Origin of the sequence: Mesorhizobium sp. M0030 (assembly GCF_040323695.1) — a bacterium.
Lineage (GTDB): Bacteria > Pseudomonadota > Alphaproteobacteria > Rhizobiales > Rhizobiaceae > Mesorhizobium.
Genome location: NZ_JAMYVE010000002.1, coordinates 243,250 through 262,168, shown reverse-complemented (window position 1 = coordinate 262,168; position 18,919 = coordinate 243,250). Strand labels below are relative to the sequence as shown.

The following is an 18,919-nucleotide window of genomic DNA, read 5'->3' as shown; positions in this document are numbered from 1 at the left end:
AACCGCTCACACTTTTCCTGGAATTGCTTCAGCCCGCCGGCCGCAGCCAGACCTTGTTGTCGTGGAAGGCCGCACCGCCATAGGGCGCTGGTGCGTCGGCGCCGGTGAGCACATTGATGCCTTCGCCACGCTCATGGGCGCTGTTTGGCCAGATGCCCTCGGCGATCACCACGCCGCGCTTGATGCCATCGAACAGCTTTGCGTGCAGCACCACCTCGCCGCGCCGGTTGCCGACCTCGATACGGTCGCCGTCGTCCAAGCCAAGCGCGGCAGCGTCGTCCGGATGCAACAGGAGTTCCGGCCGGCCTTCCTTGGCTCTCGACACCGGTGTCTCGGCGAATGTCGAATTGAGAAAATTGCGCGCCGGTGATGTCGTCAGCCGGAACGGATGCTCGGCATTCGCGACCTCGATCAGGTCGACATGGTCGGGGAATTCGGGGAGTTCCGCCACCGGCCCGAACAGGCCCATGCTTTTCGGCGGCCGGTTGGGCGCCGCCTGCCCGCTCCAGTTGGCGCGGAAGTGAAATTTCTTGTCGGCATGGCCGAAACCATCGATGAAATGCGCCGCCTCGAAATCCGGCTGCAGGTCGACCCATTTGTCTTCCTTGAGGCTGGCGAAGGAGCCCAGCCCGCGCTTGCCGAGGATGATGTCGATATGCTGCTGCTCGGTCAGGCCAAAGCCCGGCCGGTCGGAGACGCCGAGACGCTGCGCCAATTGCTCGATGACGAAGTGGTTGGTGCGCGGCCCTTCCGGCGGTTCGATCAGCTTGGGACCGAGCGTGATGTGCTGGTTGCCACCGCCCTTGTAGACGTCATCATGCTCGAGGAACATCGTTGCCGGTAGCACGACATCGGCAAGCTTTGCCGTGTCGGTCATGAACTGTTCGTGCACGCAGGTGAACAGGTCATCACGGAGAAAACCATGTTTCACCAGCCGCTGCTCGGGTGCGACATTCACCGGGTTGGTGTTCTGGATCAGCATCGCCGTCACCGGCGGGCCACCGTAAAGCGCGTCCGCTGCGCCGGTCAGCACCGGACCGATGCGCGACTGGTCGAGATGGCGAATATTGGGATCGCGCATCGCGGTGCCTTCCAGCACATCCTGGTTGAGCTTGAAGATGCCGGAATTGGAATGGAAGGCGCCGCCACCCTCATATTGCCAGGCGCCGGTGACGGCGGCGATGCAGGATGCCGCGTGCATGTTGACCGCGCCGTTGCGCTGGCGGGCAAAGCCATAGCCGAGGCGGAAATAGGTTTTCCTCGTCGTGCCGACGAGGCGTGCGAAAGCCTCGATCTCGGTGACGGCAAGACCGGTGATGGCGGACGCCCATTCCGGCGTGCGCGTCTCCAGATGCGCTTCCAGCCCCTTCGGATCGTCGGTGTATCTTTCGAGATAGGCGCGGTCGGCCATGCCTTCCCTGAACAGCACATGCATGACCGCGCAAGCCAGCGCGCCATCGGTGCCGGGCTTCAGCACAAGGCCCATATCGGCCTGCTTCATCGTCGCGTTCTCGTAGACGTCGATAACGACGACCCTGGCGCCACGCTCCTTCCGCGCCTTGATGGCGTGGGTCATGACATTGACCTGCGTGACCACGGCATTGGTGCCCCAGATCACCACGCAGTCGGACTTCGCCATCTCGCGCGGATCGGGACCGCGCAAGGCGCCCGCTCCCATCATCCAGCCGGTCCAGGCCAGATTGGTGCAGATCGAGCCGAAGAAGCCGGAGTATTTTTTCGCATGGCGCAGCCGGTCGATGCCGTCGCGCTGCACTAGCCCCATCGTGCCGGCATAGAAATAAGGCCAGACGGTCTCGGAGCCGTATTTTTTCTCGGCCGCGATGAATTTCTCGGCGACGAGGTCGAGTGCCGCTTCCCAGCTGGATTCCTTCCAGACGCCGGCGCCCTTGGCCCCGGCGCGAACAAGCGGCTTCAGCAGCCGGTCGGGATGGTGGACACGGTCGGCATAGCGCGCGACCTTGGCGCAGACCACACCAGCCGTATACGTATTGGACTTGGCGCCATGGACACGGCCGATGCGGTTGCCATCGAGCAGTTCGACCTCGAGCGCGCAGGTCGAAGGGCAATCATGCGGACAGGTGGAGTGGCCGATTCTGAGCTTGGCGTGCTGGTTCATGCGGGGTTTTTAGCGGGTTTCGCGGGCGGCGTGTAGGGCCAGAAGTGGCGCACCGCTTTGCCTCTGCGAGCAATGCCCCTTGCCTTCTCCCCTGGGGAAGAAGGCAAGGACACTGCCAAGCCGATCGCCACCCAAGACTGGGCCGGTCAGCTATCTGCCTCAGGAGGCTTCTGCCTGGGGCACGCCTTCCAGGCAGAGCCATTTGTGCTTCCTGTTGGGCCAATGAAGAATTGCCGGAGGCAGAAATTCCAGGTCCTCCAGACAGCCGACAGATACCGACAGCGCTTCCGTCAGGCCTTCGGCACGCATGAAGACGATCGATCCGCATGTGGTGCAAAATGTCTGCTCCAGCCATTGCCCTGACGAGCCGTTTCGTCGCCAGGATTTCGTCTCGCCTTTTCGGTCGACTATGGCGGAGTCGTCATAAATGGCTCGGTATGAGAACGCTGCGCCCGTGCATCTCTGGCATTCCAGGCAGCTGCAGGCATAGACGCGCCGAGGCTCCCCGGCGAGCACCAGTTCCACCCCGCGACACGAGCAGGTCGCCCGTCGCCTGGTCTTGCCATCACGCATTCGCAGGCTCCCTGCCATGATGCGGCGAACTATTTCCGAACAGGGGCGAGAGAGATGCAAAATCATCATCTGCGCGCCCGCCAGAAAGCGCCTGCTGGAAAATTGCGTCCATGGCGCGCGGCATGGCAGCGTCGAGACCTCGTTCCTGGCATGCTTCGAGCAGATGCCGGAAGGCGCTGTAGTGGGCGCCCAATGACGCGAGCGTTGCGTCGTCGCCGGCAAAACGGCGCGCCTTCGTCCGGTCAACCACATCGAACAAGGCGGCATCGACAACCGGCTTGAATGCAGTCAGATGGCTCCTGAACGTCTCCAGATCGAGACCTTCGGCCTCGGCGACAGCCATGCCCTGGAGCGCGCCAAAGAGCCCGCCCCACATCTGCGTGAGCAGCGCGGTATCAAGCGCGGAGGCCTGGCCCGGCACCTCGCCGACATAACTTGTGCCGCCGCCAAGCGCAAAGAGCAGGGTCTTGTTCGTTTCGTAGACGGCGCGGGAGCCTGAATAAAGCAATGCTGTGTCGGGTTTGCCGATAAAATCCGGGGTCGCCAGGATCGCCCCGTCCAGATAGCTGGCGCCATGCGCTTCTATCCAGCGCGCTTCCTCCCGTGCCAAGCGCGCGGAGCCGGAGGTGAGTTGCACGATGGCTTTGCCGGCCAGTGCCGAAGCAACACTGCGCTGCTTGAGCAGCGCATCGCTAGCGGCATAATCCAGAACATTTATGATCACGACATCGGCCGACCGGATTCCATCCTCGACTGAAGAGGCTACCCTCGCACCAAGAATACCTAGGGGCTGGCACCTGGCCGCAGTACGATTCCACACCGATGTTGGATAATTTCGGTCGAGCAACGTTCGAACAATGGACGAGCCCATGCGGCCCGCGCCGAGCACGCAGACATTGGATTTCATGACGATTTCTCCGATAGCGATAGCTGGTTTGTCTTTGGCGCGCTAATCTGAAGATATATATTCTTCCTGCGTTGAGAAGTACGCACCTTGAGGTAAGTTATTGGAATCATGTCAGGAGTAGTCACATGAGGAGCAAGGAAACAGACAGCTGCGGCTTTGCTGCCGCGATGCAGGCAATCGGCGGAAAGTGGAAAACCTCGTTGTTGTGGGAATTGCACCTGCGGCCTCACCGCTTCGCCGAATTGCACCGGCGGTTGTCGGGGATCAGTGAGAAGATGCTCGCGCAACAATTGCGACAGATGGAGGCCGACGGGCTTGTCAGCCGACGCGCCTATGACCAGGTACCGCCGCGCGTGGAATATTCGGTGACGCCACTGGGCTTCAGCCTGAACGATGCCGTGACCGCAATGTCGGCATGGGGGAAGCGGCACGAGACGTGGAAAGTTCAGCGGAAAGCCGCCTGAAAGCAGGAGCTCGTTTGGTGATCCGCGCGAGCCAAATTACGGTCCGCTTCTCGACGCCGAAGACGGCAATAAACACCGGGCCGCGTCGCCCGGGTGCGTAAGAGAAGCCGTAGCAAGAGCCTCGGTGCCGAAGGCTTTTCAGCCCCCTGTTGGATCCCCCGCTGCTTTGCAGCGTCCCGGCGTTCGCTGGCCTTTCATCATGCGACTGGGCGCAACCGGCCGCTTTACTCCGCCGTGCCCTCTTCATACTCCGCCGACATGGTCAGCCACTTTTCCTCGTGACCGGCAAGCTGCTGGGCCAGTTGCGAGCGCTCCTTGGCGAGCCGGGTCGCCGTCGACGGATCCTTTTCGTAGACGGCCGGATTGGCGAGTTCGTCCTCGATCAGGTCGATGCGCTTGCGGATGCGGTCCATCAGCGCTTCGGTGGCGCGGATTTCCTTGGCCAGCGGCTCGAAGGCGGCGCGGCGCGCCGCGGCATCGCGGCGGCGATCGGCCTTGGATGCCTTCTCGGCCTCGCGCTTGCCGCGTCGATCGCCGGACACGCCGGTGACCAGCGTCTTGTAGTCCTCAAGGTCGCCGTCATACGGGTTGACCGCACCATCCTTGACCAGCCACAGCCGGTCGGCGGTCGCTTCCAGCAGATGGCGGTCATGCGAGATCAGGATGACGGCGCCGGGAAACTCGTTCAGCGCATGGATCAAGGACTCGCGGCTGTCGATGTCCAAATGGTTGGTCGGTTCGTCGAGGATGAACAAGTTTGGCCCCTCAAAGGCCGACAGGCCCATCAGCAGGCGCGCCTTCTCGCCGCCGGACAGGTCCTTGGCGGCGGTGTTCATCTTCTCGGTGGTGAGACCGAACTGGGCGACGCGGCCACGTACCTTGGATTCCGGCGCCTCCGGCATCAGCCGGCGGACATGCTCGTAGGCGTTTTCATCAGGCCTGAGATCGTCGAGCTGATGCTGTGCAAAGATCGCCACCTTCAGGCCCGGCGCCACCGTCATGGTGCCGGTTTCCTGCTTCAGCCGGCCGGACAGGAGCTTGGCGAAGGTCGACTTGCCGTTGCCGTTGGCGCCGAGCAGCGCGATGCGGTCGTCGGCATCGATGCGCAGCGTCATCTTCTTCAGGATCGGCTGGCCCTCGGTGTAGCCGACATTGACGTTGTTCAAGGCAATGATCGGCGACGCCACCGTTTTCACCGGTTCGGGGAAAGAGAACGGCCGCACCGTGTCGTTCACGATCGCCGCGATCGGCTTCATCTTCTCCAGCGCCTTGATGCGCGACTGCGCCTGTCTCGCCTTCGAAGCCTTGGCGCGGAAGCGTTCGACGAAGGACTCCATGTGTTTGCGCGCGGCTTCCTGCTTGACACGGCCCTTCTCCTGCAACTCCTTCTGCTCGGTGTACTGGCGCTCGAACTGGTCGTAGCCGCCGCGCCAGAAGGTCAGCTTCTTCTGGTCGAGATGAACGATGGAATTGACGGCGCGGTTGAGCAGGTCGCGATCGTGCGAGATCAGAAGCACCGTGTGCGGATATTTCGACACGTAGTTTTCCAACCAAAGCGTTCCTTCGAGATCGAGATAGTTGGTCGGCTCGTCGAGCAGCAGAAGGTCGGGCTCGGCAAACAGCACCGCGGCAAGCGCGACGCGCATGCGCCAGCCGCCGGAGAAGGACGAGGCCGGCCGTCTCTGCGCGGCGTCGTCGAAGCCGAGGCCGGCGAGGATGGTGGCCGCGCGGGATTCCGCCGAATGCGCATCGATATCCGCCAGCCGCATATGGATATCGGCAATGCGGTGCGCGTCGGTGGCGGTCTTTTCCTCCTCGAGCAGCGCGGTGCGCTCAAGATCGGCCTTGAGCACGATCTCGATCAGCGGCTCCTCGGTGCCGGGTGCTTCCTGCGCCACCTGGCCGATGCGGGTGTTTTTGGGCAGGCTGATCGAGCCGGTCTCGGAGGGAAAGTCGCCGGTGATGGCCTTGAACAGCGTGGTCTTGCCGGTGCCGTTGCGGCCGACGAGGCCGGCCTTGGTGCCGGCCGGCAAGGTCAGCGAGGCATGATCGAGAAGCAAGCGTCCGGCCATGCGGAGCGAAAGATCGTTGATGATAAGCATGCCGGGGCTTTTGCACGGGAGGGCGGCGCTTCGCAAGGGCCTGGGCGCTGGCGGGGGCATAAGGCATGAAGACGGCGCGCCCAAAGCGCGCCGTCCATCACTGCTAACTGCAGACTGACTTTAAGAGGCTGCCTGGTTCAGGCTTTGGGTTTGCGCTTCGTCACCTTGGCCGCGGCAGCCGGAACGGCCGGCTTGCGGCCGAGGCCCGAAGACTTGGCCAGTGCCGAACGGGTCGCGGAGTAGTTCGGCGCCACCATCGGATAGTCCGACGGCAAGCCCCATTTGCCACGATATTCCTCCGGGCTGAGACCATGGTCAGTCATCAAGTGGCGCTTCAGCGACTTGAATTTCTTGCCATCTTCCAGACAGACGATGTGGTCGGGAAACACCGACCGCTTCGGATTGACAGCGGGGTTCAGCGCGGGGCTTTCCACGGCGGCAATGCTGCCCAGCTTGCGCACCGATGCGCTGACGCTGGCGATCAGATCCGGCAGGCCGGACGCAGGGAGAGGATTGTTGCCGACATAGGCTGAGACGATGTCAGCAGTCAGTTCAATAGCGGTCTTGCTGTCGATGGTGTGCAATTCTGTTTCTCCCGCCGGTCATGAAGTTGCCGGCTTTTTTTAAGACTTCTCTTGATGTATCGACCTAGCTGCACCCCCCAACGGGTCGCTAAGTCTCAATAAACGATCAAGAATCGGAACAGGAGGATGTTTCCACAACAGGTTGCAACGTTGCAAATTAGAAAATCTAATACTTGGAAACGGCCGACTTCGCGCCAGCAGATTTCAACTGCACGGACCCGGCAGGTTTGGAGTCGGCCAGTATCTCCAGAATGCGCTTCCAGCGGGCGCACCGGCCGAAATCTTTTTGCTCTATCGCCTTTTCGGCCTTCATGGCGGCATAGAGCGGCGCCTCGGCGCCGAACTCCTTGAGCAGCCAGAATGCTTCCTGTCTGGCGAGGCGTTCATCGTCGTCAAGCATGTTCAGCCTCCGAGCGTTCTATGCCCACCGCAATACAGCTGCCGATGACGAGGACCGCACCGGCTATCGCGGTCAGCGTCAGCCTTTCGCCCGACAGTGTCAGCAGCAGCGTCGACGCGATCGGCGTCAGATAGGCGATGACCGCAACCTTGCCGCCGCCTTCAAGCTTCAAGGCGCGCGACCAGAAATAATATCCCAGCCCCATCGGACCGGCACCGAGATAGAGGCCAAGCAGGAGGTGCTCACTGGATGGCCAGGCTGCGCCGTCGTGAATACACCACAGTAAGGTCAGGCCGACGCCGACCAACGCCGAAGGCAAAAGCAAACGCTCCGACGGTGTGGCCAGGCGGGCGACCGCAATCGAATAGAAGGCCATGCACAGCGCCGAGCCGAAGGCAGCGAGATAGCCTACGATGCTGCCCTGGAGAAAAGGCTGGCCGCGACCACCCGAGATCACCAGCGCCACGCCGACAAAGCCAAGCACGGCAGTCAAACCCAGCAGCGCGGGGCGTTGCCGCTTGCCCAGCACGATGACCGCCGCCGCGACCATCAGCGGCCAGGTGTAGGCGACGAGATTGGCCTCGATCACCGGCATGGACGCAAAGGCGATGTATTGCAGCACCATAGTGCCGACCAGGCCAATAAAGCCGACCGCGACCGGCGCCAGGGTGCCGTCAGCACCCTTGGAAAAGGCTGCGTCTTGCAGGCCCCTCTTCCGGCTCGCCAGATGGATGACGGCGAACACCAGAGCCGCTCCACAAAATTGCAGCAACTGCACGAGCGACACCGGATGGCTGGCCAGCAGGGATTTGCCGACCAGCGCGTTGGTCGACCACAGGGCGACCGCGCCGGCGGCGAAGACCAGGGCCGATGGCGAGCCGGATCCATCCCGGAATCGGCGCGACGGTGCCTTGTCCTTATCGCCGACCATGATGTTACCGACGGCCAAACCGGCGTCCACTTCTATGCTCTGGCTACCATGATTCCCTTGATCCGCCCGGGACCGGCGCATCGGTCGCCGCCGCAACCGGACGCTCTTCCTCGAAGCGGCGATAGGCCGGCAGCTGGTTCGTCCAGACGTCTTCGGCCAGTTCGTTGACCCATTCGCGATCTTGATCATTGTCGGCTGCGAGATAGAACATGCGATTGTCGTCGACATAAGGCTTGGCCACCGAGCGCTGGTTGAGGACCAGCGTGACGCGCGAGCCGAGCTGGATCGGCGCGGTGCGGTGCAGGACGCCGAGAAACTGGCCGAGCGTGGCGTAGTTCATCTTGTGGTCGATGCGCATGACCTGGTTGCGCGGAATCTCGCGGCCGGATTCAAGGATGGCGCGGCCGGTCTCGGAATCGTCGCAGTAGATTTCGAGATGGCCGCCGACCAGCGGATTGCTGATCGACAGCGGAATGAGTTCGGTGACCGGGACACCGTCGCAATGCCAATCGACGGCGCCGTCCTTGGGATTCATGAAAGTGACGGTCGAGCCGACGATCGACAGCGGATAGGGCTCGAGCTTGGTGCCCATCATGTCGGACAGACGTTCCAGGCGCAGCTTGTCATGCAGCAACTCCTTGATCTCCGGGATAAAACGGTCGGCGCCGGTGATGAAGGTAAGGTCGAGGTGCTTGTGCACGGCGTGGCTGGCCTTGAGCTTCAACGCCGCCTCTTCGATCGCCGCCAGCAGCGCCGGGTCGTAGCCATGCAGATACTGCGCAACGCCGAAACCCGACACTTTCCAGGCCGTCTCATGGCCGATAATGGCTTCTCGGCTCATCGCGTAGCGCAGTTCAGGTATGGTATGGGCGTTCATTCTACTTCTCCAGGATGGGGGCATCACTTGGTAAACTGTCGATTAATTTCCCCACCCCTGTAAAATTAGGAATGCTGGTGCTAGTGTAAGCCCAGCTTAAGGTCGAAACGCGTGCGTCTGCTCAGTCAGGTCAACCTCAATTCGCTGAAGATTGTCGAAAGTGCCGCCCGGCACCGTAACTTCACGCGCGCCGGCGAAGAGCAGTTTATTACTGCTTCCGCCGTCAGCCAGCGCGTCAAAAGCCTCGAGGAACAGCTGCGCTTCAAGATCTTCCAGCGCGGCGGCAATGCGGTGTCGCTGACGCCCGAGGGCGAGACCTATGTCTCGCGCGTTCGCGAGGCGCTGGAGCGCATCGTGGCGGCCAGCATGGAGGCGACCGGACAGTCGCAGGCGCATGTGCTGAAGATTTCGGTGCTGCCGACGTTCGCGGCGCGCTGGCTGTTTGCCCGCCTGCCGCTGTTCCAGCGGCAATATCCCGAAATCGAAATGCGGGTCTCGACCTCCTACGCCACCAATGAGTTCGCCACCTCCGAGTTCGACCTCGAGATCCGCTATGGCGACGGCAGCTTTCCCGACCTCAAGGCGGACCTGCTGTTCAAGGAGGATTTGACGCCGGTGTGCAGCAGGAAGCTGTTCCACGAGGTTCTCGGCGATAGGCCGCCGTCAAAGGTGACGCCCGACGACCTCAGGCATTTCACGCTGCTGCATTCCGACACCTGCACGCAGAACTGGCAGTCGTGGCTGGGTTTTGCCGGCGCGAGTTCCGTGCTCGGCGAGACCAAGAGCATCTATTTCGATTCCTGCATGATGTCCTATGAGGCGGCCAATGCCGGCATGGGCTTTGCAGTCGCCAACCGCGCCTATATGGCGAGCGAGATCCGCGCAGAGCGGCTGGTGGCGCCGTTTGCCGTGCATCACCCCAACACCGCCGGCTGGTATTTCGTCTGCCCGGTCACCGCGCCCTACACGCGCAAGGTGGAACTGTTCAAGCAGTGGATCATGGCCGAGGCGGCGCTGACGCAGTGCCAGCTGGACGCCGGGATTGCCGGCGGCCCGGTGCTGCGCAAGGCCATTGCCTGAGGTCCTCCCGTCGAGTTTCGTTCCGCACGCCATCTGACATCGAAGTTGTTTTGTGCAGAAGCGCCGTCATGAAGCAGGTCGATGCGGCCCACCTCATGACGCAGGCGAGAGACTCAGCTATCTTCGGTTGTTGCGGCGGACCTGATATCCGCCTGGCCGGCGCTATCAGCTCACCTCCCAAGCGGCGCCGGCCTTCTTCTCCCGAAGGCTACCTTCAGCCTTGTCGTCCCGCTAAAACGATCATTGCGCGGGCTGATCGCCGCCGGCCGCCGGCTTTGGCGCCGAATCCGACTGCGGGGCATGGTCGAGCAAGGGTGCTTTGGTCGGCTGGATATTGTTGTCGCAGGCGGCGAGCGCCAAGCCGACGGCCAACAGAACAGGGAGCTTCTTCATGGCAACCTCCTTCGTTTGCCCTCCCCTCGTGAAGGCAACGAGAGGATTCAGCTTTGGTTGCACGCTCGCAAACGACACCGCGTCGGCTGGAACCAAACGGCGGCTCTGAGGTTGGTTGCCTAAAGGAGATCGCGCCATGATCCGTCTGCTCATAACCGGCCTTTTCGCTTACGCGACCTATCGCATCGCCAAGGAGATCATCAAGGACGTGCCTGACAATTTCGATCCGTTGCCGGTGCCTGGCGACGAACGCGCCGCCTTGCGGCGCCAGTCGGCGGCAACGGGTGTCGCGCCACGGCGGTAAGGGCGACTTCCGCCCGTTGCGAACAAAGCGGAAACGATGCTTGATAGGCGATGACCATCGCCATCAATGATTCGTCCTTGCGGCCCGCCTATCTGGCGAAGCTCAACGCCGAGCAGCGGCTCGCTGTCGAACATGGCGACGGCCAGATCGCCGGGCCGCTGCTGGTGATCGCCGGCGCCGGCTCCGGCAAGACCAACACGCTCGCCCACCGGGTTGCGCATCTGATCGTCAAGGGCGCTGATCCCAGACGCATTCTGCTTATGACATTCTCGCGCCGCGCCGCCACCGAAATGGCCAGGCGGGTCGAACGCATCGCCGGCGAGGTCCTGGGCCGAGACGCGTCCGTCATCGCCGACGCGCTGGCCTGGGCCGGTACGTTTCACGGCATCGGCGCCAGGCTGCTGCGCGACTATGCGCTGACGATCGGCCTTGACCCCGCCTTTACCATCCATGACCGCGAGGATTCCGCCGACCTGATGAATCTTGCCCGGCATGAGCTTGGATTCTCGAAGACCGAAAGCCGGTTTCCGACCAAGGGCACCTGCCTGGCGATCTATTCGCGCGCCGTCAACGCTCAGGCGCCGCTCGGCGAGGTGCTGGGTTCGGCCTTTCCCTGGTGTGCCGGCTGGGCCGAACAGCTGAAGGCGCTGTTCGCCCGATATGTCGAGGCCAAGCAGGCGCAGAACGTGCTCGATTACGACGACCTCCTGCTCTACTGGGCGCAAATGGCCGCCGAGCCGGAGATCGCGGCGCATCTGGGCTCGCGCTTCGACCATGTGCTGGTCGACGAATACCAGGACACCAACCGGCTGCAGGCCTCGATCCTTTCGGCGCTGAAGCCGGACGGCGCCGGACTGACGGTGGTGGGCGACGACGCGCAGTCGATCTATTCGTTTCGCGCCGCGGAAGTGCGCAACATCCTCGATTTCCCGCAACAATTCGCGCGAGCCGCCGATGTCATCATGCTGGAGCGCAACTACCGCTCGACCGTGACTATTTTGGCGGCAGCCAACGCGGTCATCTCGGAGGCGTCGGAGCGCTTCACCAAGAACCTCTGGTCGGAGCGCAAATCCTCGCAAAGGCCGAAACTGGTCAGCGTGCGCGACGAGGCCGAGCAGGCGAACTATGTCTGCCAGGCCATCCTGGCCGAGCGCGAGGCCGGCACGGTGCTGAAATCGCAGGCGGTGCTGTTTCGCGCCTCGCACCACAGCGGCCCGCTGGAGATCGAACTGACGCGCCGCAACATCCCCTTCGTCAAGTTCGGCGGGCTCAAATTCCTCGACGCCGCCCATGTCAAGGACGTGCTTTCGGTGCTGCGTTTTGCCGAGAACCCGCGCGACCGCGTCGCCGGCTTCCGCGTGCTGCAGCTCCTGCCCGGCATCGGCCCTTCGGCGGCGAGCACCATCGTCGAGACCATGGCGACATCGCTCGACGAGGAAATGGGGCTGGCCCGCTACCGGCCGCCGCAACGCGCGGCTGAGGACTGGCCAGCCTTCGTTGCGCTTTATTCCGGCCTGCGCGCCCGGTCGGGGAAATGGCCGGCCGATCTCGAACAGGTCAGGCTGTGGTACGAGCCGCATCTCGAGCGCATGCACGATGATGCAACGACGCGGCGGGCCGACCTCATGCAGCTCGAGCAGATCGGTTCCGGCTATGCTTCGCGCGAGCGCTTCCTGACCGAGCTGACGCTGGATCCACCGGATGCGACCAGCGACCAGGCCGGGCCGCCGCACCGCGACGAGGACTATCTGATCCTGTCGACCATCCATTCGGCCAAGGGCCAGGAATGGAAGAACGTCTTCGTGCTCAACACCGTCGATGGCTGCATCCCGGCCGATCTCGGCGTCGGCACCAAGGAGGAAATCGAGGAGGAGCGCCGGCTGCTTTACGTCGCGATGACGCGGGCCAAGGACGGCCTGCATCTGGTGACGCCGCAGCGCTTCTTCACTCACGGCCAGGCAGCGCGCGGCGACCGCCACGTCTATGCCTCGCGAACCCGTTTCATCCCGGCCTCGATCCTCGGCGCCTTCGAGCAGACGTCGTGGGCGAGCGTCCACGCCAAGGACGATCCGCGCCACAGACCTGAAGTCCGCGTCGACCTCGGCGCCCGCATGCGCGGCATGTGGAAATAGCCGCAACCGCGAATGCCGGCAGGGAGCGACCTCAAGAGCAAATCGTCCTGTCATGGCATCTCTCAGGGAACCTCGGGCCGCCAGCCGCGTTTTCTGGCGTCCAACCCGCGATCGGAGGGCGGCGGCCGCCGCCCTTCCGCCCATCCAGAGAGGCCAGAATGCACGACGCGATGTTCTTCACCCCGGTTGCCGTTAGCGTTGGCGCCGGCCACAAACGCATGCTCGCCTCGCTGTTCGAGATGCATGATTTCCTGACCGAATTTCCGCCGTCACGCCGGCGCCTGAGCTATGGCGCGGCCGTGAGGGCTTGCGAGGCGGCGCGCGCCGGCGAAATCTCGACCGAGGCCGCACGCGATGCCCTGATCACCTTTGCAGTCACGGCAGGCATCCTCTGGCCCGCGGTCCAGCCGGCCGTCTCGGTCAAGCCGGTCGCACACGGTTATGGCGGCTACGCCGTCTGAGACGGCCGGGACCAGGCCTGCCCAGCAAAAAAGATCACTCGGACTTGCCGGCCGACGTCGGCGAGGCCTCTGCCAGCCTTGCCGGCGGGGCGGTCTGTTCGGTGTTGCCGACAAAGAGTTGATCGCCGACAAAGGGATAGGCAAGCTGCCGATGATAGAGCGAGGGAACCGGGTCATCGGTGCCGTATTTCTGCGGCATCCTGTCGGGCATGAACAATGTGCCTCCCAGCATGTCGAGCAAAGGGCAGCCTGCCCGGCGAAATTCTTGTCCCAGGCTTCGCGCTCATTGGCATGATGCCAGTGATGAAATCGCGGTGACGCCAGCAGCCATTTCAAAGGTCCGAACCTGATACGCGTGTCGAATGGATGAACAGCGACTGCCACTGATAGACCAATGTGAAGATCAGTATGGCGGGGGTCGAAAATCGAGCGCGAAGACCGGCAGGAACGACGCCGATTTGGTCAGGATCTGTTCGACAGGATGGACGCGGTGCGCTGCCAGCCAATCCATCTCCTCGACGCCGTGGTGGATCGAATGGAAGCGCCACAGGAGCGGGACGGCGTGAAAGGCGCAATGCGCCAGGTAGAAGCCGGTATCGGCCAGCACCAGAACCTCCACCGCCTGCAGCCAGACCGGCTGCGGCCGCAGCGCCTGCGTAAGTCCGGCCGGAACAAGCTGGTGCAGCTCCAGCATGGCTGTGCCGACGACGATGATCAGACCGATCTTGATGATGATGCCGTTGAACAAGAGGTAGACGACGTCGTTCGGCCAATGGCCGCGCGCCGACGATCGCTCCGCATGCAGCGGCAACAGCCGCTCCAGCGGAATGAAATAAGCGCGATGACCAGCACCGCCTTGAGGTCTACGAGATTGGACACCCTGCCGTCGTTGTGGCCGAAGATCAGCTCGCCAGAGATTAACGCCAATTGCTGACGGCGGCTGGCCACGGATTGCTGCCATTTGCCGGCACGGGCCGAATGTCTGGCCAAATCAGGTCTCAGGTTTGGCGAACCGCCAGTCCATCCGACAGCGCAGGGGCAGGCAGCGGCACGACGGCGACTGGAGTGCTTGCCGCCATCGGCCCGGATCGCGTCGGCCCTTTGAACAGGTTTCGAGAAGGACATGCCATCGCGCCTCGTCCCCCACTCCGCATGCCTACCTCTAGGAAAAACGATATTTTCCGCCAAACAAATTGAATTTCGCGGTTGTTCGTGTTCTTTCGCCCAGGATCTACATTGCCAGACATAAACGACAAAATATAACTTTTCACAGTGGAAGCCAATTTATGTGCAAATTTCTGCGATTTGAAAGCTGAGATCGGTATTCTGTTAAAAGTATAAGATAAAACATGAAGACAAGCTTCGAATTCATGTTGTGAAATTGAGCTCTCATGGCTACCCTGCCATCACAGCACGAGGAACGTCACGATATTTTTTCTAGATCCTCATGTCATAGACCGGTATGGAAAAACAATATCGGCGCGCAGATGGGTGGACACTTGGCGAATACACGCGATGTATTATCAACCACGACAAGTAACCGGTGGAATAGCGCCAATGTCGGCGCCCTGTTCGCTGCGGTAAGACAACTCGGCATCCAGCAGTTTTTTGAATTCCGCAAAGAACCTGTCGCCGACAAAGACAACTCACTACCTGCCAAAATTCCGGTCGCCGGAATCCCTATAACCGGGCAGCCAGATTTAAGAGAAAATACGCCTCAGCATCCCAAGCTTATGTGCGGACTCGACGTTCCGTCGAGCCGCTCGTTTCACGTCGGCAAGGGGCTTGCTTTGTATCTGCAGGGTTGGGCTTTCTGTCCCGGCAATCCGATCAGGCGGCTCTATGTCCTGGACGGAACCAGGCAGCACGAAATCAAGAACCATTCCTGGGCTCGGCCCGATGTCGTGCACTACTTCCATCCCGCACAGGATCCGACCGGCGGCAGCCTGTTTTCCGAATTCATCACGATATTGCCGATCGAGGAGATTGCCGAGCCGGAGAGCCGCGAACTGCGACTGCTCGCCGAGCTTAAATCGGGAGAGATGATCGAGCAGTCGCTTGCTGTCTTCGAGTTCCAGCCTGGGGCCAACCGTCGTCCGGTGAAGGTGAAGTGGCCTGCCAAAGGGGCCAAGGTTGCCATCTGCATGGCGGCTTACAATCCGCCGCTTGAGCTTCTGAAACGGCAAATCGGATCGATTCGGGAGCAAAACCATAGGAACTGGATCTGCATCATCACCGACGACAGTTCCAGCGCAGCCTCCCGCAACGACATTCTGGACCTGATCGAAAACGACAGCCGGTTCGTCTATGTCAAAAACAAGGAGCGCAAAGGCTTCTACAACAATTTCGAGGAATGCCTTTCGCTGGTGCCCGTCAACGCCGAGTTCGTCGCACTGGCGGATCAGGACGACTATTGGCACTCCGACAAACTGACGAAGCTCATCCATGCTTTGCCGGAAAGCAAGAAACTTGCATTCAGCGATTGTCGCATCGTGACCGGCCGCGAGGTTATCTCCGACACATATTGGACCGACCGCAAAAACGAATATACGGATTTTCTTTCGCTGTTCCTTGCCAATAGCGTGACCGGCGCCGCGAGCCTTTTTCGCAGCGACATCCTAGACCGTATCCTGCCGTTTCCGCAGCGGCTGATGGACGCCTACCACGACCAATGGATCGCGCTTGCCGCCGAGGTTGCCGGCGGGATTTCCTATATCGAGGAGCCTCTGTACGATTACCATCAGCACGGTGCTAACGTTATCGGGCAGGTTATCAAGCGCTACCGCGGGGTCTCCTATTCAATAGGAGCCATCCTGAAAGGCGCAAAAAACAAGCGCGCCCTGCTCGACGCAGGCAGGACCTTGCTGCAGCAAGCACGCGCGGATTTTTCGGGGGCGCTGGAAAAGGCGGTATTCGCCGAAACACTTCGGCTGCGAAACCCTGGAATGTCGAGCACCCTCAAGAAGACGGCCAACCGAATCCCGCGTTTGACGACCGGTATCTTCGAACCGATACGTCTGAAAATTTCAAGAATATTGCGGCGTCATTCGACATTGAACGTCGAGGGCCTGCTGATGAACGCCGCCTTGGGGGCCAGAGCAAGAAATCTCGCCTATCGATTAAGGAAAACCAAATACTTGCGATATGTCCGCAAGATCAAGACAGGGTCCGAAGTTCTACCGATGGCCGTCGCCGCCGGCGGGATACTGAGCATCGAAGATATGGAGAACAACTGGATTTTTCGCAATATCCAGCCGTTGACGTTGCACGTATCGCGCCGCGAGCCAAAGCGCGTCAACATCCTTCTGGCCACGATCGACTTCAAATACATTTTCGGCGGCTATATCGGCATGTTCAGCTTGGCGCTTCGCTTGCGCCGGGAAGGTTTTCTCGTCCGGATCGTGACTATGGAACGTACGGAGTTGGACATGACGCTCGCCCGCGAGCGCATCAAGGGCTATCCAGGCATCGAGCGATTGTTCGACGACATCGAAATCGAGCATCGGCATGACCGCAAAGAGGAATTGTTCGTCAGCCCCGACGATCGCTTCATCGCGACCAATGGCTGGGGGGCTCATGTCGCGCACCGCGCCAGCCGAGAATTGGGACAGGACCGTTTCATGTTCATGGTCCAGGAATATGAACCCTATTTCCTGCCTATGAACACAATCGCCGCGCTTTTCCAGCAGTCTTACCGCTTTCCGCAATTCCAGCTTTTTTCGACGCCCTTGCTGCGCGATTTTTTCAAGCTGAACAGGATCGGCGTCTTCTCGAAGCCCGGCGCGGACAAGAACCACGCCGTATTCCGCAATGCCATTCAGAAATTCAAACCATCGATAAACGACATGCGTGATCGCGAGCGGCGCATTCTTTTCTACGCCCGCCCGGAGGCCCACGCCGCGCGCAATATGTTTGAGCTCGGAATGATGGCGCTTGCAGAGCTAGCTCGTTCTCCTGATTTTGACGCCGACAAGTGGAAATTCTACGGCATGGGCTCGATCGGCGGCGCCAGCAAGATCAGGCTGACGCGCGACGTGGTTCTGGAGATGATGCCCAAGACCGACCTGCAGACGTATACTCAACGTCTGCCGCACCACGATGTCGGCCTCTCGTTGATGCTGACGCCGCATCCCAGCCTGGTGCCGCTCGAGATGGCCTCGGCCGGTATGTGGACCGTGACCAACACGTTCGAAAACAAGACGGCGGAGAGCCTGCGGGATATCTCGACCAATCTGATCCCGGTGGAACCGACACTGGAGGGCGTGGTCGCCGGGCTCAAGGACGCCATCTCGCGCGTCGATCAATACGACAAGCGGCTGCAGGGCTCGCGCTTCAATTGGCCGACAGACTGGGACGACGCGTTCTCGCCAGCAGCGATGAAGAAGATCGTCGACTTCCTGTCTGATCGGCCGACCCTGTCCGTTCCGATCCGCTCGCCTCCGAATGGACTGGACTCAGTTCGCGCTGCGGCGGCCGGTCATCACCGCCCCGCTGCCTTATATCACCGGAGGAAGCCGGTCAGGGAACCCTAACGACCCACTCATCCTGCAAGCCCCACCATCCGGCTGGCTTGAACGATACGATGCGTGCATTCGTGGCATCGTAGATCGCCTTGATGACATACGGTGGCAACACGACGGTGGAGCCATAGATAGACGGATCTAGATCCTTCTGATCAGACCCGTCAAGATAGCCATATTGTTGGCCATTGCTGATGACTTCGGCAAGTTGTGGAACAACGCTTGCAGCATGCGCGCCGTGCGTGGAGAACATCAGGTACCCGCCCGGTTTGAGAGCGGCGCACACCGCAGACAGCCAGCGCTGAAACAAGCCGTCCGGAAGATGCGACCATAGCGAAATGGCGAAGATGAAATCGAACTTTTCGCCAGGTTTCCAGTGTTCGGGAATGCTGGCCGAAGGAATAGCCGCAACACTCAGCACCTCAGTGCAAAAGGACACCGCTTCGGGATGAATGTCGCAGGCAACTAAATTCAGGTCCTTCAAATGTCGCGTCACGCGACCATAGCCGCTTGCAAATTCCAGCGCCCTGGCATCCCTCGGCAAGCCCAATGATGTCATAAGCTCTCGCACCTGTTGCGCATTGGCGGCGCCATTCTCAAAGTAGTGCTTCAGTGCTTCGAATAACTTTATTTCCTCGCCTGTCGACAATCGAGCGACCAGATGGCCGAAAATGTGATCATATTCATGAAGTTCCGGAGTGACCGAGTATCTGTCCGCCCATACTTTGGCGAGGGAGCGCAGAAAATCGTTGGCTTCAAACGCCTTTGACGACCGGACCGGCGGGCTGTTGTGACTCGGTTCCTTCATTGGCAACATCGTTGACTCCTTCCTTTTGCCTTTAATTCACCGAGTGCGGCGGAGGCCTCAAGCAGTTCTTGGACAATTACTGATCCTGATATCTCCACCGGGCCTCACAGAATATATTAGGCTCGCTCCCCAGCATACTGCTGATCTGAATGCCCGCGGTCCTTCTTCCTATTATCCCCCTGGCTTTCAACATTGATGTTTCTCTCTTTCTGCGTCGTAGCCATCACTTCACCGTCAAGGGTTCCG

At 61.0% G+C, this 18,919-nt stretch carries 18 protein-coding genes; 6 read left to right on the top strand and 12 right to left on the bottom strand.

Annotation, left to right across the window (positions count from 1 at the left end):
• Positions 1–28: 28 nt before the first annotated feature.
• The 3 genes from NKJ80_RS05150 to NKJ80_RS05140 form a co-directional block, all read right to left on the bottom strand.
• The gene (locus tag NKJ80_RS05150) at positions 29–2,137 is read right to left on the bottom strand and encodes a molybdopterin-containing oxidoreductase family protein (protein WP_023752541.1); all 2,109 of its coding nucleotides are present in this window, start codon (positions 2,135–2,137) and stop codon (positions 29–31) included.
• Positions 2,138–2,296: 159 nt separating this feature from the next.
• Positions 2,297–2,710 carry a GFA family protein gene (locus NKJ80_RS05145; RefSeq protein ID WP_023689070.1) on the bottom strand — a complete coding sequence of 138 codons (414 nt, stop codon included), beginning with the start codon at positions 2,708–2,710 and terminating at the stop codon, positions 2,297–2,299.
• Positions 2,703–3,617 carry an NAD(P)-dependent oxidoreductase gene (locus NKJ80_RS05140; protein ID WP_081730967.1) on the bottom strand — a complete coding sequence of 305 codons (915 nt, stop codon included), beginning with the start codon at positions 3,615–3,617 and terminating at the stop codon, positions 2,703–2,705. Before NKJ80_RS05140 ends, NKJ80_RS05145 begins: the two co-directional genes overlap by 8 nt.
• Before the next feature lie 125 nt (positions 3,618–3,742).
• On the opposite strand from NKJ80_RS05140, the gene NKJ80_RS05135 reads away from it, so the two are divergent.
• Positions 3,743–4,081 carry a winged helix-turn-helix transcriptional regulator gene (locus NKJ80_RS05135; protein WP_023689072.1) on the top strand — a complete coding sequence of 113 codons (339 nt, stop codon included), beginning with the start codon at positions 3,743–3,745 and terminating at the stop codon, positions 4,079–4,081.
• 224 nt (positions 4,082–4,305) lie between these two features.
• Here the strand turns inward: NKJ80_RS05135 and NKJ80_RS05130 are convergent, their stop codons facing one another.
• The 5 genes from NKJ80_RS05130 to NKJ80_RS05110 all read right to left on the bottom strand — a co-directional run bounded on the left by NKJ80_RS05130 (position 4,306) and on the right by NKJ80_RS05110 (position 8,975).
• A complete protein-coding gene (locus NKJ80_RS05130; RefSeq protein ID WP_023689073.1) occupies positions 4,306–6,183 on the bottom strand; it encodes an ABC-F family ATP-binding cassette domain-containing protein in 1,878 nt (625 codons plus the stop codon).
• Between the two features lie 137 nt (positions 6,184–6,320).
• A complete protein-coding gene (locus NKJ80_RS05125) occupies positions 6,321–6,767 on the bottom strand; it encodes a Ros/MucR family transcriptional regulator (protein ID WP_023670270.1) in 447 nt (148 codons plus the stop codon).
• A gap of 166 nt (positions 6,768–6,933) precedes the next feature.
• On the bottom strand, positions 6,934–7,167 hold the full coding sequence (locus NKJ80_RS05120) for a hypothetical protein (protein WP_023733893.1): 234 nt from the start codon (positions 7,165–7,167) through the stop codon (positions 6,934–6,936).
• Positions 7,160–8,128, bottom strand: coding sequence for a DMT family transporter (locus NKJ80_RS05115; RefSeq protein WP_352497182.1), 969 nt, complete (start codon positions 8,126–8,128; stop codon positions 7,160–7,162). The genes NKJ80_RS05120 and NKJ80_RS05115 overlap by 8 nt, the downstream gene beginning before the upstream one ends.
• Positions 8,129–8,141: 13 nt before the next feature.
• Positions 8,142–8,975, bottom strand: a complete 834-nt coding sequence (locus NKJ80_RS05110; RefSeq protein WP_352497181.1) for a hypothetical protein — start codon at positions 8,973–8,975, stop codon at positions 8,142–8,144.
• 111 nt (positions 8,976–9,086) lie between these two features.
• Here NKJ80_RS05110 and NKJ80_RS05105 point away from each other — a divergent pair, with 111 nt between their 5' ends.
• Positions 9,087–10,055, top strand: a complete 969-nt coding sequence (locus NKJ80_RS05105) for a LysR substrate-binding domain-containing protein (protein ID WP_023670266.1) — start codon at positions 9,087–9,089, stop codon at positions 10,053–10,055.
• Between the two features lie 240 nt (positions 10,056–10,295).
• Here NKJ80_RS05105 and NKJ80_RS05100 read toward each other — a convergent pair whose 3' ends face one another.
• On the bottom strand, positions 10,296–10,448 hold the full coding sequence (locus tag NKJ80_RS05100) for a hypothetical protein (protein WP_023684746.1): 153 nt from the start codon (positions 10,446–10,448) through the stop codon (positions 10,296–10,298).
• 136 nt (positions 10,449–10,584) lie between these two features.
• Here NKJ80_RS05100 and NKJ80_RS05095 point away from each other — a divergent pair, with 136 nt between their 5' ends.
• The 3 genes from NKJ80_RS05095 to NKJ80_RS05085 all read left to right on the top strand — a co-directional run bounded on the left by NKJ80_RS05095 (position 10,585) and on the right by NKJ80_RS05085 (position 13,345).
• On the top strand, positions 10,585–10,752 hold the full coding sequence (locus NKJ80_RS05095) for a hypothetical protein (RefSeq protein ID WP_023684745.1): 168 nt from the start codon (positions 10,585–10,587) through the stop codon (positions 10,750–10,752).
• Positions 10,753–10,802: 50 nt separating this feature from the next.
• Complete coding sequence (locus tag NKJ80_RS05090; RefSeq protein ID WP_352497180.1) at positions 10,803–12,884, top strand: ATP-dependent helicase; 2,082 nt, start codon at positions 10,803–10,805, stop codon at positions 12,882–12,884.
• Between the two features lie 158 nt (positions 12,885–13,042).
• Entirely contained in the window at positions 13,043–13,345 is a 303-nt protein-coding gene (locus NKJ80_RS05085; RefSeq protein WP_023670262.1) for a DUF982 domain-containing protein, read from the top strand.
• A gap of 34 nt (positions 13,346–13,379) precedes the next feature.
• Here NKJ80_RS05085 and NKJ80_RS05080 read toward each other — a convergent pair whose 3' ends face one another.
• A complete protein-coding gene (locus NKJ80_RS05080) occupies positions 13,380–13,556 on the bottom strand; it encodes a hypothetical protein (RefSeq protein WP_245262694.1) in 177 nt (58 codons plus the stop codon).
• A 192-nt stretch (positions 13,557–13,748) separates the two neighbouring features.
• On the bottom strand, positions 13,749–14,156 hold the full coding sequence (locus tag NKJ80_RS05075; RefSeq protein ID WP_245262697.1) for a sterol desaturase family protein: 408 nt from the start codon (positions 14,154–14,156) through the stop codon (positions 13,749–13,751).
• Between the two features lie 688 nt (positions 14,157–14,844).
• Here NKJ80_RS05075 and NKJ80_RS05070 point away from each other — a divergent pair.
• Complete coding sequence (locus tag NKJ80_RS05070; RefSeq protein WP_352497179.1) at positions 14,845–17,877, top strand: rhamnosyltransferase WsaF family glycosyltransferase; 3,033 nt, start codon at positions 14,845–14,847, stop codon at positions 17,875–17,877.
• Here NKJ80_RS05070 and NKJ80_RS05065 read toward each other — a convergent pair.
• Positions 17,864–18,682, bottom strand: coding sequence for a class I SAM-dependent methyltransferase (locus NKJ80_RS05065; protein ID WP_084624702.1), 819 nt, complete (start codon positions 18,680–18,682; stop codon positions 17,864–17,866). The two genes, NKJ80_RS05070 and NKJ80_RS05065, sit on opposite strands and share 14 nt — an antisense overlap.
• Positions 18,683–18,919 lie beyond the last annotated feature (237 nt).